The organism is Neptunicoccus cionae, assembly GCF_002860325.1.
GTDB lineage: Bacteria > Pseudomonadota > Alphaproteobacteria > Rhodobacterales > Rhodobacteraceae > Amylibacter > Amylibacter lutimaris.
This window is the reverse complement of sequence record NZ_PKOJ01000001.1, coordinates 918,780-932,596: the sequence shown is the minus strand read 5'-3', so window position 1 is coordinate 932,596 and position 13,817 is coordinate 918,780. Positions and strand designations below refer to the sequence as shown.

Genomic DNA, 13,817 nt, shown 5'->3' with positions numbered 1-13,817 from the left:
CTTCCGGATTTACATAAACTCCGGCCAGCACAAATGCGGAGCCTTCCTTGATGCGCCTGATCCTGTTCCTGACCGTCGCGCTTGCACTGGCGGCCTGTTCAATTAAATCGAACCGGCCCGATTACCAGTACCCCGAAGGGTCCGATGCCTCTGGCGCTGACTGGCCGGAACTGGCTGTAACATCAGAACTGGCGGCCGCCGGAGAAGGCGTAAGCGCCGCTGCGGAAGAAAATCAGACCGCGACCGAAAGACTTGCAGCCCGCGCCCGTGCCCTGCGCGCCCGCGCCGCCCGTCTGAAACGGGACGCAGCCAATTGAGTCCTCTGACTGGCCGGATCGGATTGCACCCTATGCCCCCTTGGGATAACAGAGGGCGAAACCCGAAGTATTCATCCGTTTTTCAAAGGTAGATCCCATGTCCACCACACTCCGTCTCGGCATTGCCGGACTAGGAACCGTTGGTTCCGGCGTCATCAAGATTGTTCAGCAGAATGCGGCCCTTCTGACGGCACGCTCGGGCTGCACAATCGAAGTGACAGCGGTCAGTGCCCGCTCCCGCGGGAAAGACCGTGGTGTGGATCTCTCCGGTTATGCCTGGGAAGACGATCCGACCAAACTGGCGCAACGGGACGATGTGGATGTCTACGTTGAACTGATGGGCGGCGAAGACGGCCCCGCCAAAGCTTCGGTAGAAGCTGCTCTGGCGGCAGGCAAACACGTCGTCACCGCCAACAAGGCGCTTCTCGCCCATCACGGCCACGCTCTTGCCTCTGCGGCAGAGAAAAACGGATTGAACCTGCGCTTCGAAGCCGCTGTTGCCGGTGGTATTCCGGTGATTAAGGCCCTGACCGAAGGCCTTGCCGGCAACAACATCACCCGCATCATGGGTGTGATGAACGGAACCTGTAATTACATCCTGACCCGGATGGAAAATGCCGGCCTGCCCTATGAGGACGTGTTCGAAGAGGCCAACCAACTCGGTTATCTGGAAGCGGACCCGAACCTTGATGTAGGCGGGATTGATGCGGCGCATAAACTCGTGCTGCTCTCCTCAATCGCTTATGGCACACAGGTCGATTTCAAAGCGGCACAACTGCAAGGCATCGGCGAGATTTCCATCGACGATATCCGCGCCGCCAGCGACATGGGGTACCGGATCAAACTGCTGGGTCTTAGCCAGATGACAGAGCACGGGCTGGAACAAACCATGCAGCCCTGTCTTGTGCCCTACAACTCGCCGCTGGGCCAGCTTGAGGGCGGCACCAACATGATCGTGATCGAAGGCGACAGCGTCGGCCAGATCGTGCTGCGCGGCGCCGGTGCCGGCGAAGGCCCGACCGCCAGCGCCGTGATGGGCGACGTGATGGATATTGCGCGGGGCCTTACCCTGCCTGTCTTTGGCATTCCTGCGGCACAACTGGTGGACACACCTTCGGCCCAGTCCCAAGCGCCGTCGGCCTATTACATCCGCACCAGCCTGCGGGATGCGCCAGGTGTGCTCGCCAACATCGCCCGCGCGCTTGGAGATGCCAATGTCTCTATCGACCGGCTGCGCCAGCAGAACCACGAAGGGGACAGTGCGCCTGTGCTGATCGTCACCCACCCTTGCAAGCCTTCCGACGTGGCAGCCGCCATAGAGGGTATAAAGGCCACTGGCGATGCCACAAGCGATCCGATCGCGCTCAAGATCGTAGAAGTTTAAGAAAACAGCGCAGCCGGAACCTGAGCTTCCGGCTTCCATTTTCTGGAAATATCCAAAGAAAAACCCCGCAGCCTTCACTGCGGGGTTTTTCGTGTCTTAGTGCCAGAGGCAGAACCCTAAATGCGTTCCGCCCGCCGTCAGATTAGTGCAGCTTTTCGCCCACATCCTTGATGGAAGCGTCGATCAGCGCGCCTGCGTCTTTAGCAGTCATGCCTTTCGCGATCACGTCGCTGGCTGCAGCTACAGCTACAGCGATAGCACGATCCCGCACGTCCTTGATCGCGGCAGCCTGAGCCGATGCGATCTGGTCCTCGGCGCCTTGCAGACGACGTGCGATAGAGACTTTGATGTCTTCTTTCGCCTGTTCGGCAGCGCGGTTTGCTTCGGCTTTGGCAGTTTCGATGATGTGCTCGGCCTGTTCGGACACTTCCTTTTGCTTGCGCTCGTAAGTGGCCAGAATGCTCTGGGCTTCTTCACGCAGGGCACGGGCTTCGTCCAGTTCAGACTGGATGTCAGTCGCACGCTTGTCCAGCAGACCGGCAACCTTCGCAGGAACCTTCAGATAAACCAGAACCGCAATGAAGATCACAAATGCGATTGTGACCACAAAGTCGGTGTTGGCCATGCTGAAGAATGGACCACTGGCGGCAAACGCCGGAGCGGACGACAGGGCGAGGGCTGCGAGAGTGTTGAGAATTTTCATAGTCTTCACCCTTTCAACCGTGCAGAAACAGCTGCTTTGACCGCTGCCTTATCCGCTGCTGCCGGCATAACCTTGGCAACGATGGCTTCGGCTGTGTCATTCGCAACTTCTTCGATCGCGCTCATCGCGGAGTCACGGATCTCTTTGATCGCAGCTTCGGACTCTGCTGATTTCGCAGCAATTTCCGCATCTGCTTTCGCCATTGCCACATCCACATCTTTCTGGATTTCGGCACGGGTCGCTTCGACGATAGCCTGCGCTTCGGCACGGGCATCCACCAGTGCTTTGTTATACGCAGCCTCTGCCTCGACAGCTTTGGCTTTCATTTGCTCGGCTTTGTCCAGATCGCTCTGGATGGCGCCATGCCGTTCCGCAAGAACCGAAGCGATACGCGGAAGCGCAACGCGGCTCATAACGAAATAGATAACGACCAGAGTAACCAGCAACCAGAAAATCTGGTTCGGAAAAGTCGAGAAGTCCAGCTGCGGCATACCCTGGGCATGCTCGGTTGCAGCTCCGTTTGTTTCAGTTGCCATGGCAACCTCCGTTCAGCTTAAGAACCAAAGGGCGGGCCGAATGGCCCAACCCTTACGTACTTCGGTTCGGTTGGCTTAAACGGCAAACATCAGCAGCAGCGCAACGAGGAACGAGAAGATCCCCAGAGCTTCGGCAAACGCGATACCAATGAACATGGTCGCTGTTTGGCCAGCAGCCGCAGCAGGGTTACGCAGAGCGCCGGACAGGTAGTTGCCAACAACGTTGCCCACACCGATGGCTGCGCCACCCATGCCAACACTTGCCAAGCCTGCGCCAAGGAATGCACCCATTTGTGCCAGATCGCCTTCGATTGCCATTTTTTTTCTCCTTAAGATTCTAATGACGTAGATAGTTTACTCGGACTTAGTGCGACGGATGCAGAGCATCTTTGAGGTATACACAAGTCAGAATGGTGAACACGTAAGCCTGAATACAGACCACGAGCGTTTCCAGCGCATAGATCGCAACGATCGCGCCAATTGCAGCAGGGGAGATGAAGGTCACAACAGCGAACCCTGCAAAAACTTTGATAACAGCGTGTCCCGCCATCATGTTCCCGGCCAGACGAATGGAGTGGCTGACGGGACGCACGAAGTAAGAGATCACTTCGATCAGTGCCAGGATGGGACGCAGCGCCAGAGGTGCGGCAGAAACCCAGAACAGGGACAAAAAGGCTGTGCCGTTTTTCACGAAACCCAGAACCGTAACAGCGACAAACACGATCAAGGCCAGCGTTGCAGTCACAGCGATGTGGCTGGTTGTGGTGAAGGACGCCGGCAGCAGGCCGACAACGTTTGCCACAAGGATGAAAATGAACAGCGAGAAGATATACGGGAAATACTTCAGACCGTCCTTGCCGGTGATGTCTTCAACCATTTTGTAGATGAACACATAGATCACTTCGGCGATGGACTGGCTGCGGCTTGGCACAATCGCGCGGCCCCGTGTGCCCAGAACCATCAGAGCGATGGCACAAAGAACCGTAATCCCCAGCCACAAGGTGGCATTGGTGATTGTGAACATGCCGATATCGCCGTGGCCACCGCCAAACAGCGGCTTGACCAGAAACTGGTCCATTGGATGAATGGCGAGCTCAAGCTCCTGTTCGACTGCATCACTTTCAATTGCCACGGTCTCGTGTCCTCTTTTCGGGCGGGAACCCTATGGTCCCGAATTAATTGTCGTGCGTTTCCGCGTTCTTTTTCGTGATCTCTTCGGCGGATCGCATCATTGCACGCACCCCACCGGCGAAACCCAGCATCGTAAATATGACCAGAAATACCGGCATGGTGCCAAACGCACGATCCAATCCGTATCCCAGCCCGAAACCCAGCAGCAAACCCACTACCAGCTCCGTAACCATCCGCCATCCGGCTTGCGCCTGGCTCAGGTGATGCTCTTGCGCGGGGGCAGGCTCGATTGCCTTCCTCTTTGCCTGAAGCTTCTCCTCAAGGGCGTTCAACCTGTTGGGGTCAGGGCTATCTGACATACGCCGAGCCTCCTTCATCCATGGTCAAAACGCCGCTTTGGACAGTTGCGCGGAAAATAGCAGGGGTTCACACAGAGTCAACGGGAATAGCATTTACCAAGCTATTGATCAGAAACAGTTTTCTAGGATGTCGCAGGGGCGGCTGTTACACAAAGAACGGATTCAGCGCCTTTTCGCTTATTCAACGTTTTGGTTGAATAACAGATTACGGCCTAACGGGTACGCCAGGCTTCGCTCTCTGAAAGCATCCAGTCCCGAAACACTTTCACGGCCCTGCGCCGTGCGGCGGTGGCGTTCGTCAGCAGATAATACCCCCCCGATTGCACCCCCACATCCGAAAGTTTGATCAGCCTTCCGGCTTCTACCTCGACCGAGGTCAGTTCCGCCGACATCAGGATTGCCCCCAGTCCTGAAATCGCCGCTTCGATCCCAAGCACCGCATCCAGCGGCGTGGACAGGTTCAGCGGCCTGTCCGGCACGACGCCAGCCGCGCGGAACCACATCGGCCAGAGCAATCCGGTATGTTCCTGTATCAGATGCTGACGCGCCAGCAGCGCAAGATCCAGATTATCCGGGTCGAGATCGGCAAAACCCGGTTTGGCGTAAGGGTAAACCGGCGCACGGCTGATTTCATCATAGGCCGATACATCCACACCCTCACTGACATAGCGCAGCGCAATATCGCAATCGTGGTTGGCAACATTGGCCAGCCGGTCGGTGACGGTCAGGGTGATCCGCACGTCAGGGTGCAGCGCAGCGAACCGTCCCATTCGCGGAATCAGCCATTTCTGCGCAATGGAAGGTTCGCAACTCAGGATCACCTGCCCTGCCGGTATATCGGTCAATCCGTCTGTGGCCTCGGAAATCGTGTCCAGCGCAGGCCCGATGCGTTCCAGATACCATTGGCCGTTCGGGGTCAGTTCAACCCCGCGAGCCACCGCCCGGAACAGCGCCACATCGAGCCGCTTTTCAAGCCCGCGCACATGGCGGCTGATGGCGGAATGGGACACGTTCAGTTCCTGCGCCGCGCGCGTAAAACTGTTCAGCCGCGCCGCAGATTCAAAGGCACGCAGGGCATTCAGAGGGGGAAGAGTTCGAGCCATAGCGGACACGTGACTTTTTTGCACAGTACCTGTCAAGTAAAGCCGTTTGTGCGAGCGGCGTAAAGTCCCCAGATTAGACCCAACGCAACCGATTGACCCGAAAGGGGATGAAAATGGCCCTTATTGAAACACACCCGTCACGCAAGCTCCGCGCAGCCCTGCAAAGCACTCCGGATGCCCTGCGCGGCAAGCTGGCTATCCTCGACGTGCTACCGGTCGTCCGGCGCTTTCGCGCTGCTGCAACCGAAGCGCGCCGGTTGCACCGTCTCCGCCAGATGCCAGAGCATCTGCTACGGGATATCGGCTTGAACGACGGTGATATAGCACAACTTCGCCCGACCGCGTTCACTTCGACGATGGATGATTCCGACAGCCTGCGTTTAAGGTAACACGGCATCCTTTGCGGGCGGTGCGACAAGTCCCCGTTGCATCGCCCCGCAAACCGCACCGATTGCCAGAATAACCGCGGCCGCCACCAGCCCGTAGCCGATATCGTCAAACGCATCCCCGATCAGCCCCGCCGCATAGGGGCCGATACACTGGCCTGTCGCAAACATAACAGTATAGACACTCATCAATCGGCCCCAGGTGTCGGGCGGATTGTTCTGCCGGATAAAGCTCGTCACAGACGTGGGCGGCATAAAGACCGTCAATCCGAACAGCGCCGACGACACAAGCAGCCCTGCGAGCGTCGGGAACACCACCGGCAACAGGATCGCCACCGCGACACAGCCGTTGGTCAGCGCCAACGGCACTCCGGACTGGAACCGCCCGATTACGCCGCGCCAGATAAAGGACGACAGAAGCGTTCCAACGCCCACAATCGACCAGACGGCTGATACCATCCACGGCCCAGCGCCAAGACTGCGCATCCATGCGCTCAGGAAGGTCAGATAGACGATATACCCCACAGCAAACATAAAATAGCCCGCGATTTCGAACCCCATACTGCGCAGTGGCGGCGCGGGTGCATCAGTGCCCCTGCGCACAGGTGTATTCAATTGCCGCGCGGCCCAGAGAGACAAAGGCGTCATCAGAACGCTGGCCACCCCCATGGACAACCACGCAAGCGGCCATGAACCGGCCCCCTGAAAGGCAAACAGCGGCGGAAAAGTAACCGCAGCAAGCACCATGCCAAGCCCGCCCCCGCCGAACGTCAGGGCAATTGCCATCGCATTGCGGCGCTGGTCCGCGCCAAACAGATTGGACGCCAACGCCCCTGCGGCAATGAAGACCGGAGCTGCAAATACGCCACTGGCAAAACGCCAGAAGGACAACACCCAGAAGTCCCGTGTCAGCCCGCTGGCCACAAGGGTAAGGGTGGTCAGCACCACACCCCATGCAAACAGACGTTCCTGTGCAAAGCGGCGAAACAGCCCGACGGACACAACGGCGCTGAGAAGATAGCCCAGCGCATTGGCCGTGTTGATCCATCCCGCCTGTGCAAACCCCCATCCCAGATCGTCCTGCATCGAGGGCAGGATCAGGCCATATGCAAACCGCGCAAAGCCACTGGTGATACAGACCCCAAAAGCGAGACCCGCCAAAATCCAGAGCGCTTGCGCCCCGCTGTACTTCTGATCCTGCATCCGCGCTCTCCCTGTCGCCGCGCTTTTTACCGCTCCTGACGGAAGCGGGTTCCCCTGCGCGGTGGCTTTGACACACCGCCGGCAAAACATTGCGCGGTGGTCATCCATTCCGCTGCGACGTCGCCGTGTGCGTGCAGGTCCGTGTCCTTCCAGTTGCGCGTCTGTGTGACCGTCTGCGCAAAACCGAGTGCTGATCCCGTGATAATATTATCCGAGAGATCCTCGCCAAAGGTCCAAACCTCCCCGCTTGGCGCGGTGAGCTTCAGGCAGGGCATTGTAACCGGTACCGGCTTGCCCCGAACGGTAAAGCTCCAACCGAAGGTGTTCACCCCAAGCACCACTATATTGCGGATGCGGTCTGTTTCCTGACGCTCCACCCCCAAAAGATCAAAAACCTCATGCCCGTGGGCCCATGTCTCCATCTGCCGCGCCGTGATACTGGATCGCGCGCTCATGCTTGGACCCGCCCAGCGGACACGGGTCTTGGGGTCGGCACCTGCATAGGCATCTGCCAGAACATCACAACCCTTGCGCCAGGCATCGAACAACGCCTTGCCTTTCAGCCCGTCCAGCCAGGGATATTGCGCTTCTACCATTGTGTCGCCCTTGGCCATCCGCGCCGCGATCTCTCCAAAAAACGCATCAAACGCATCCCCGTCTTTCAAGGACAGTTCCGCTGCGTGGTTGAACATGTGCAAATGGCCAAGCACATCATCTATCGTCCAGCCTTTGAACTGCGTCGGCTTGAAATACGCGTCTTCGGGGAGAGGGGTTAATACCTCTGCGAGGGCCACGCTTTCCGCGCGAAAATCTTCTGCTTGTTGCATGGGAAACGGCTCCTTGGGATCGCCACTAGGTTTGCGCCGCGTCATGCGGACTGTCCAGAGCGGTTACGCGGCTTTTCTGCGCTCGGGTCATTCAGGACAATTACCCCGCCATAACCAGCGGCAGGAGCTTGTCGCGCTGACTTGCCTCCATCGGCGTCGGTTTGTGCCCGTCTGAAGTCACATGGACGTGTACGAAACGCCCGTCTGCCGCAGCTTCTTGCGCACCGTCACGGAACAGTCCAATCTGCCAGACCACAGACGACCCGCCCAAACGTTCGATGCGCAGTCCTGCCTGAATCGTCTCCGGAAACATCAGATCACCATGATAACGGCACCCGGTTTCCGCCACGATAAAGGCAGTCTCTGTCCCAAATGTCAGCAGCCCCTGCTCAATCAACCAGCCATTCACGGCTGTATCAAAAAGCTGGTAGTGCACCGCATTGTTCATATGGCCGTAAAGGTCATTGTCATTCCAGCGGGTCTGCACCGGACGGAACAGGGAATATTCGGACCGCAAGCTCGGGGGGATACGCGCCATCTGACTGACCTTTACCTTACACCAGTTTACTGCGCCGGACCGTTACGGACTCTCCCGCAGGGCGGGACGCGCATTTCCCGTCAGTGTCCCTGCAACGGGCTGCTCATGCAAGCCTCCAAAGCCGCCGGAACACTACGTCACAGCGGCTTTACAACGTCCTGCAAAGCGGGTTCACTCTGTTCGAATTAAATGGGAGCGGGCCTCGCCCGGAGGAAACATGATTGAAAAAGCACTTGAAATCCAGACGTCGAAAATTGGCACGGAAACCGGCGTTTCCGACTGGGTCACAATCGAACAGGAACGGATTGATACCTTCGCCGAGGTGACGGAAGACCCGCAGTGGATTCACACTGATCCGGAACGCGCAGCGAAAGAAACCCCTTTCGGCGGCTCTATCGCACACGGATTCCTGACGCTGTCGATGGCCTCAAAATTTGCAATCGACACTGCAGAAGATCTGCCCGGTCAGGTGATGGGCATCAACTATGGCCTGAACAAGGTGCGGTTTCTCAACCCAGTCTGCGCCGGAGACCAGATCCGCGGGCGGTTTGTGCTGAAATCCGTGACCCAGAAATCCCCGACGCAGCTACTGTCGGAAAACACGCTGACCATTGAAATCAAGGGCAAGGACACCCCCGCCCTCATCGCCCAATGGCTGGGTATGGCGGTTTTTGAAGCCTGAACACAGTAACACACACCGCCACCGGCCAAACCCCGCCGGTGGCGCAGCTGTATCGTTTGCCTTTAGGCGCGATCTTACCTACCGTTGGGCAAGCGTATTCAGACAGGCCGCGCCAATGCCCCCGATAGATCCGACCCTGCACAACAGCCTAGAGCGTTTCTTAACCGCGCAAGCACCGGTCTATGACGCAGTGCTCTCCGAATTGCGGGCAGGGCGCAAGAAAACCCACTGGATGTGGTTCATCTTCCCCCAGTTGCGCGGCTTGGGCCGCAGCACCACAGCCGATTACTTCGGACTGAAAGACATTGCCGAGGCCCGTTCCTATCTCGCACATGAAACGCTCGGCGCACGTCTGCGCCAGTGCAGCGGCATCCTGCTGACCACGGGGGACAAAACCGCCTATCAGGTGTTCGGCTCCCCTGATGATCTGAAGCTTTGTTCCTGCATGACCCTGTTTGCCTCTCTGGCTGAACCCAACTCCCCTTTTGATGAAGTTCTGCGCAAATATTTCCCGAACCAGCCCCCTGCCCCCGTTGCATCGGGCGGATAAGCGCCGGAAATCCGGCAAACCGGCTCTTTTTGGGTCAAATATCCAATCCTGACGCCGCCAAAACCCTTTTCCTTGCGGATAAAAAACCCCTATACCGCAAAAATGAGCCAGAACCCTCCCAGCCTCCGCCCCGACCTTGCCCCGCAAGCCCGTTTCTCTGATGCCCCGCGCGACGGCCAGCCGAAAATCGGCATGGTCAGCCTTGGGTGCCCGAAAGCACTGGTGGATTCCGAACGCATCCTGACAAGGCTGCGGGCCGAAGGCTATGCCATTTCGCCGGATTACGCCGGTGCGGAAGCGGTGATCGTGAACACCTGCGGCTTTCTGGATTCTGCCAAAGCCGAGAGCCTTGAAGCCATCGGCGAGGCTTTGAACGAGAACGGCAAGGTGATCGTGACCGGCTGTCTGGGTGCAGAGGAAGACTACATCCGTGGCACCCACCCGAGCGTGCTTGCCGTGACGGGCCCGCATCAGTACGAACAGGTGCTGGACGCCGTACATACCGCCGTTCCGCCCCAGCCCGATCCGTTTATCGACCTGCTGCCTGCGCAAAATGTGTCACTGACGCCGCGCCACTACAGCTATCTGAAGATCTCCGAAGGCTGCAATCACAAGTGCAAGTTCTGCATCATTCCGGACATGCGGGGGCGGCTGGCCTCCCGTCCGGCCCATGCGGTGCTGCGCGAAGCGGAAAAGCTGGTGGATGCGGGCGTGAAAGAACTGCTGGTGATCTCGCAGGATACATCCGCCTACGGGCTGGACCGCCGCCACGATATGAACCCGTGGAAAGACGGCGAGGTCCGGTCCCATATCACCGATCTGACCCGCGAATTAGGGCAACTCGGCGCATGGGTGCGGCTGCACTATGTCTATCCCTACCCGTTCGTACGCGATCTGATCCCGATCATGGCAGATCCGGCCAACGGCGTGCTGCCCTATCTGGACATTCCGTTCCAGCATTCCCATCCTGATGTGCTAAAACGCATGGCCCGCCCTGCGGCGAGCGCAAAAACGCTGGATGAAATTGCAGCGTGGCGCGCCACCTGCCCGGACATCACCCTTCGGTCGACCTTTATCGTCGGCTACCCCGGTGAAACCGAGGCCGAGTTCCAGCACCTGCTGGACTGGCTGGACGAAGCGCAACTGGATCGGGTCGGCTGCTTCCAGTACGAAAACGTGGACGGCGCACGGTCCAATGCGCTGCCGGATCATGTGCCGGATGAGGTGAAACAGGACCGCTGGAACCGTTTCATGGAGAAATCCCAAGCAATCTCCGAGGCCAAGCTGGAAGCCAAAGTCGGCAAAACGATGCAAGTCATCGTGGACAGCGTGGAAGACGACGGCGCCACCTGCCGCACCATGGCCGATGCACCCGAGATCGACGGCAACCTGTTCATCGACGAAGGGTTCGAGGGACTAAGCGCGGGTGATATCGTGGCGGTCGAAGTGGACGAAGCGAGTGAGTATGACTTGTGGGGGAAGATCTTGTGAAATCCGGTTGGGTCTATGCTTTATACTCACATCAATCGCCTTTGATCAAAATAGGATTAACGACCACTTCGCCCGCAAAACGAATTAGTGAAATAAATTCTAGTAAAAATTACGACCCGTTAGGCCCTTGGTTACAGCTTGATGTACGACAAGTCAAAGATACCCGCGGCATTGAAACAGCTTTACATAGGCAGTTGAATCAATTTTCTCACAAAGGCGTTCCTACAGCATCCGAACTTTTTGAAATCTCGCCGAAACAAGCAAGAGATGCGCTCTCTCAAATTCCAGCCTCCGAACTCCTTGCACCTTTGCCAATTACAAATTTAAATCTGGAACCCGATTTCGTTGCCTATCTGATTGCACTCTTCAAAAATTCCGGTATTGAGAATTTTCGCGACATTCAAGAGAGTTGGACGTTCTCGCTCTTCCCAAAGACCGACGGCGGCAGGTTTTTCACCTTGAACATCGATAAACACGAAGTCGCATTTAGCCGCCCAATCACAAGTGAAGCGTCTCTCGTTCACCATGAAATTGTTGTTGACCACATGGTCCTGAAAGACTGGCGTTTGAAAAACTGGGTCAAAGAGCGCGGTGGTTTCATCGAAAGTACGAAATATGTTTCCAGCTGGGGCAATTCCAGTACATTAGTTTTTCAATCCACATTTGATCATGCACGCACGCTATTTGAATTGCCTGGCTTTCGTCGAGCATTGATTGCTTACTGGTACGAAGCCTTGTTGCGGATGCAAGATAGGGGAACTCGCAGCTTCTTTGCAAAAAACCATAATTATAATGCCGTTAGCGAAATTTTTAGACATATGTCCGAAGCTAACTCCTTTCGAGCAAGATTAGAGAGGTAGAGATTGAGCCCCGCGTCCGACCTCGCGTGGGCGCGTTCCACTTTACTCACCTCAAGAACGACCGTTGCAAAGCGCCCTCCCGAGGGGGAGGTCGGGCGCGGGGCGTCCTTCCTGACGCCCTCTTCTCGCAAAGTGCTCTACCCCAAACAAAAAAGGGGCGCCCCTTGGCACCCCTTTCCTACTCGTTACTCTTTAACCTTTAACACTACGCGCCTTTAGTGGCGGGCAAGAAAATCGTCCACTTCGCGCTCGGCTTGCTCTTTGGTCTTGCCGTATTTGGCTTGCAGCTTGCCTTCCAGTGCGCGGCGGTCGCCGTTTACCTCTGCAACTTCATCGTCGGTCAGATCGCCCCATTCGGACTGGATCTTACCGGAATATTCTTTCCACTTACCTTTAACTTGGTCCCAATTCATAACGGTTCCTTTCTTTGTAAATGTGTCTGCCCAGATCATTGCGCAGACATCGGTTGCTCTGCCAATGGAACGCGCCGGATCGGGAAAGAGTTCCGGCGGTTTCGCAAAACGCCGGAAAAAAGTCGCAAAAAACTGCATCATCCGGCGGCTGTCCGTGCAACACTGTGCCAAGACTTCACACAAGAAACAGGATTTTCGTTTTGACCCCGACAGAGACCGCCCTCGCAGAGACCTTCGAAGCCACCTCCGCCAGCTTTGGCGGACGCCTGCAAGCCGCCCGCGAAGCCAAAGGACTGACCGTTCAGGGACTGAGCGAAAAGCTTGGTGTGCAGCCCGAGACCATTGAACAATGGGAAAGTGACGAGGATTCGCCCCGTTCCAATCGCATTTCAATGCTCGCGGGACTTCTGAACGTCTCTATCATCTGGCTGATCACCGGCGAAAGTAACGGAACCAGCAATATCGAAGACAGCTATGACCGTCCTGTTGCAATCAATGATGCACTGGGGGAAATTGCGCAATTGAAAGAGACACTTGCCGGTGCTCTGGAGAAACTGGAACAGCTAGAAACCCGCTTGCAGGATGCGAACTAGTCGGCATAACACCCCGGAACCGGCATTTCACGGCTCACATACACGTGAATGACTCGAATCTTTTGCGAATCCGCCCTATCTGCTAGGAGAGCGTGAAACCAATGAGAAGAGTTCGAGCTATGACACAACAAAACCGCCGCACATTCATCACGGCCGCACTGGCCACGTTGAGCGCGCCTTCTTTGCTGCGTGCGCAGAATTCCCCGGCTGTGAACCCTCTGGTACATCGGAACGTATCGGGTTTCATGGCGCAGGATTGGCAGGACCATTTCAGCGCTTTGGACCGCGTCTCCATTCTGTGCGATACCAATTCCCGTTCCCTGCACTACTGGAATCCGGTGGGCAATGACTACCGCATTTACCCGACATCCGTTCCCCAAAGCAACGAGTTGACCAAACGCGGGTATACCAGTGTGGTGCGCAAGAAAGTCGGACCCACATGGACGCCGACCGCCAATATGCGCAAACGGGACCCGAGCCTGCCTGCCTTTATGCCAGCCGGTGAAGGCAACCCGCTGGGCACACATGCCATGTATCTGAGCTGGCCTGCCTATCTGATCCACGGCACCCATGATACCCGCAAGATCGGGCGCCAGTCCTCTTCCGGCTGCATCGGCCTGTTCAACTATATGATCGAGGAACTTTTCGAGATCACACCGGTTGGTGCACAGGTCCGCGTCATCTGATTTTAACCTGTCTTAAGGTTCACAGCGTCATTGCCCGACAGCCCCGCGGCGGCTA

At 57.1% G+C, this 13,817-nt stretch carries 19 protein-coding genes; 9 read left to right on the top strand and 10 right to left on the bottom strand.

From position 1 onward, the window contains the following. The first annotated feature begins 47 nt into the window (after positions 1 to 47). Complete coding sequence (locus C0U40_RS04515; protein WP_145991884.1) at positions 48 to 317, top strand: hypothetical protein; 270 nt, start codon at positions 48 to 50, stop codon at positions 315 to 317. A 97-nt stretch (positions 318 to 414) separates the two neighbouring features. Then, positions 415 to 1,701: a homoserine dehydrogenase gene (locus C0U40_RS04510; RefSeq protein WP_101654512.1), complete on the top strand. Its 1,287-nt coding sequence runs from the start codon at positions 415 to 417 to the stop codon at positions 1,699 to 1,701. A 142-nt stretch (positions 1,702 to 1,843) separates the two neighbouring features. On the opposite strand, the gene C0U40_RS04505 is transcribed toward C0U40_RS04510, so the two are convergent. The 6 genes from C0U40_RS04505 to C0U40_RS04480 all read right to left on the bottom strand — a co-directional run bounded on the left by C0U40_RS04505 (position 1,844) and on the right by C0U40_RS04480 (position 5,533). Next, positions 1,844 to 2,404 carry a F0F1 ATP synthase subunit B gene (locus C0U40_RS04505; RefSeq protein ID WP_101654511.1) on the bottom strand — a complete coding sequence of 187 codons (561 nt, stop codon included), beginning with the start codon at positions 2,402 to 2,404 and terminating at the stop codon, positions 1,844 to 1,846. Between the two features lie 5 nt (positions 2,405 to 2,409). Beyond that, positions 2,410 to 2,940, bottom strand: coding sequence for a F0F1 ATP synthase subunit B' (locus C0U40_RS04500; protein ID WP_101654510.1), 531 nt, complete (start codon positions 2,938 to 2,940; stop codon positions 2,410 to 2,412). 75 nt (positions 2,941 to 3,015) lie between these two features. Then, the gene (locus C0U40_RS04495) at positions 3,016 to 3,252 is read right to left on the bottom strand and encodes a F0F1 ATP synthase subunit C (RefSeq protein WP_069300419.1); all 237 of its coding nucleotides are present in this window, start codon (positions 3,250 to 3,252) and stop codon (positions 3,016 to 3,018) included. A 52-nt stretch (positions 3,253 to 3,304) separates the two neighbouring features. Then, a complete protein-coding gene (locus C0U40_RS04490) occupies positions 3,305 to 4,072 on the bottom strand; it encodes a F0F1 ATP synthase subunit A (RefSeq protein WP_286134775.1) in 768 nt (255 codons plus the stop codon). Between the two features lie 43 nt (positions 4,073 to 4,115). Further along, positions 4,116 to 4,430: an AtpZ/AtpI family protein gene (locus tag C0U40_RS04485; RefSeq protein WP_101654509.1), complete on the bottom strand. Its 315-nt coding sequence runs from the start codon at positions 4,428 to 4,430 to the stop codon at positions 4,116 to 4,118. Between the two features lie 212 nt (positions 4,431 to 4,642). After that, the gene (locus tag C0U40_RS04480; protein WP_101654508.1) at positions 4,643 to 5,533 is read right to left on the bottom strand and encodes a LysR substrate-binding domain-containing protein; all 891 of its coding nucleotides are present in this window, start codon (positions 5,531 to 5,533) and stop codon (positions 4,643 to 4,645) included. A 113-nt stretch (positions 5,534 to 5,646) separates the two neighbouring features. Between C0U40_RS04480 and C0U40_RS04475 the strand changes: the two genes are divergently transcribed. Further along, positions 5,647 to 5,922 (top strand): DUF1127 domain-containing protein, encoded by a 276-nt coding sequence (locus tag C0U40_RS04475; protein WP_101654507.1) that lies wholly within the window; start codon positions 5,647 to 5,649, stop codon positions 5,920 to 5,922. On the opposite strand, the gene C0U40_RS04470 is transcribed toward C0U40_RS04475, so the two are convergent. From C0U40_RS04470 to C0U40_RS04460, 3 genes are all read right to left on the bottom strand, one after another. After that, a complete protein-coding gene (locus C0U40_RS04470) occupies positions 5,914 to 7,122 on the bottom strand; it encodes a YbfB/YjiJ family MFS transporter (protein ID WP_180957616.1) in 1,209 nt (402 codons plus the stop codon). The genes C0U40_RS04475 and C0U40_RS04470 overlap by 9 nt on opposite strands. Before the next feature lie 26 nt (positions 7,123 to 7,148). Further along, positions 7,149 to 7,949 (bottom strand): TIGR03084 family metal-binding protein, encoded by an 801-nt coding sequence (locus C0U40_RS04465; RefSeq protein ID WP_101654823.1) that lies wholly within the window; start codon positions 7,947 to 7,949, stop codon positions 7,149 to 7,151. A 100-nt stretch (positions 7,950 to 8,049) separates the two neighbouring features. Continuing rightward, positions 8,050 to 8,487, bottom strand: coding sequence for an acyl-CoA thioesterase (locus C0U40_RS04460; protein ID WP_101654505.1), 438 nt, complete (start codon positions 8,485 to 8,487; stop codon positions 8,050 to 8,052). A gap of 217 nt (positions 8,488 to 8,704) precedes the next feature. Between C0U40_RS04460 and C0U40_RS04455 the strand changes: the two genes are divergently transcribed. The 4 genes from C0U40_RS04455 (at position 8,705) to C0U40_RS04440 (ending at position 12,070) form a co-directional block, all read left to right on the top strand. After that, the gene (locus tag C0U40_RS04455; protein WP_101654504.1) at positions 8,705 to 9,169 is read left to right on the top strand and encodes a MaoC family dehydratase; all 465 of its coding nucleotides are present in this window, start codon (positions 8,705 to 8,707) and stop codon (positions 9,167 to 9,169) included. Between the two features lie 115 nt (positions 9,170 to 9,284). After that, positions 9,285 to 9,719 carry a DUF1810 domain-containing protein gene (locus C0U40_RS04450; protein WP_101654503.1) on the top strand — a complete coding sequence of 145 codons (435 nt, stop codon included), beginning with the start codon at positions 9,285 to 9,287 and terminating at the stop codon, positions 9,717 to 9,719. Positions 9,720 to 9,821: 102 nt separating this feature from the next. Next, positions 9,822 to 11,210, top strand: a complete 1,389-nt coding sequence (rimO, locus tag C0U40_RS04445) for a 30S ribosomal protein S12 methylthiotransferase RimO (protein WP_101654502.1) — start codon at positions 9,822 to 9,824, stop codon at positions 11,208 to 11,210. Continuing rightward, positions 11,207 to 12,070 carry a GIY-YIG nuclease family protein gene (locus C0U40_RS04440; protein ID WP_180957615.1) on the top strand — a complete coding sequence of 288 codons (864 nt, stop codon included), beginning with the start codon at positions 11,207 to 11,209 and terminating at the stop codon, positions 12,068 to 12,070. The genes rimO and C0U40_RS04440 overlap by 4 nt, the downstream gene beginning before the upstream one ends. A 215-nt stretch (positions 12,071 to 12,285) precedes the next feature. Here C0U40_RS04440 and C0U40_RS04435 read toward each other — a convergent pair whose 3' ends face one another. Further along, a complete protein-coding gene (locus C0U40_RS04435) occupies positions 12,286 to 12,483 on the bottom strand; it encodes a CsbD family protein (protein WP_101654500.1) in 198 nt (65 codons plus the stop codon). 200 nt (positions 12,484 to 12,683) lie between these two features. On the opposite strand from C0U40_RS04435, the gene C0U40_RS04430 reads away from it, so the two are divergent. After that, positions 12,684 to 13,076 carry a helix-turn-helix domain-containing protein gene (locus tag C0U40_RS04430; RefSeq protein WP_286134774.1) on the top strand — a complete coding sequence of 131 codons (393 nt, stop codon included), beginning with the start codon at positions 12,684 to 12,686 and terminating at the stop codon, positions 13,074 to 13,076. A gap of 119 nt (positions 13,077 to 13,195) precedes the next feature. After that, entirely contained in the window at positions 13,196 to 13,762 is a 567-nt protein-coding gene (locus C0U40_RS04425; protein WP_101654498.1) for a L,D-transpeptidase, read from the top strand. Positions 13,763 to 13,817 lie beyond the last annotated feature (55 nt).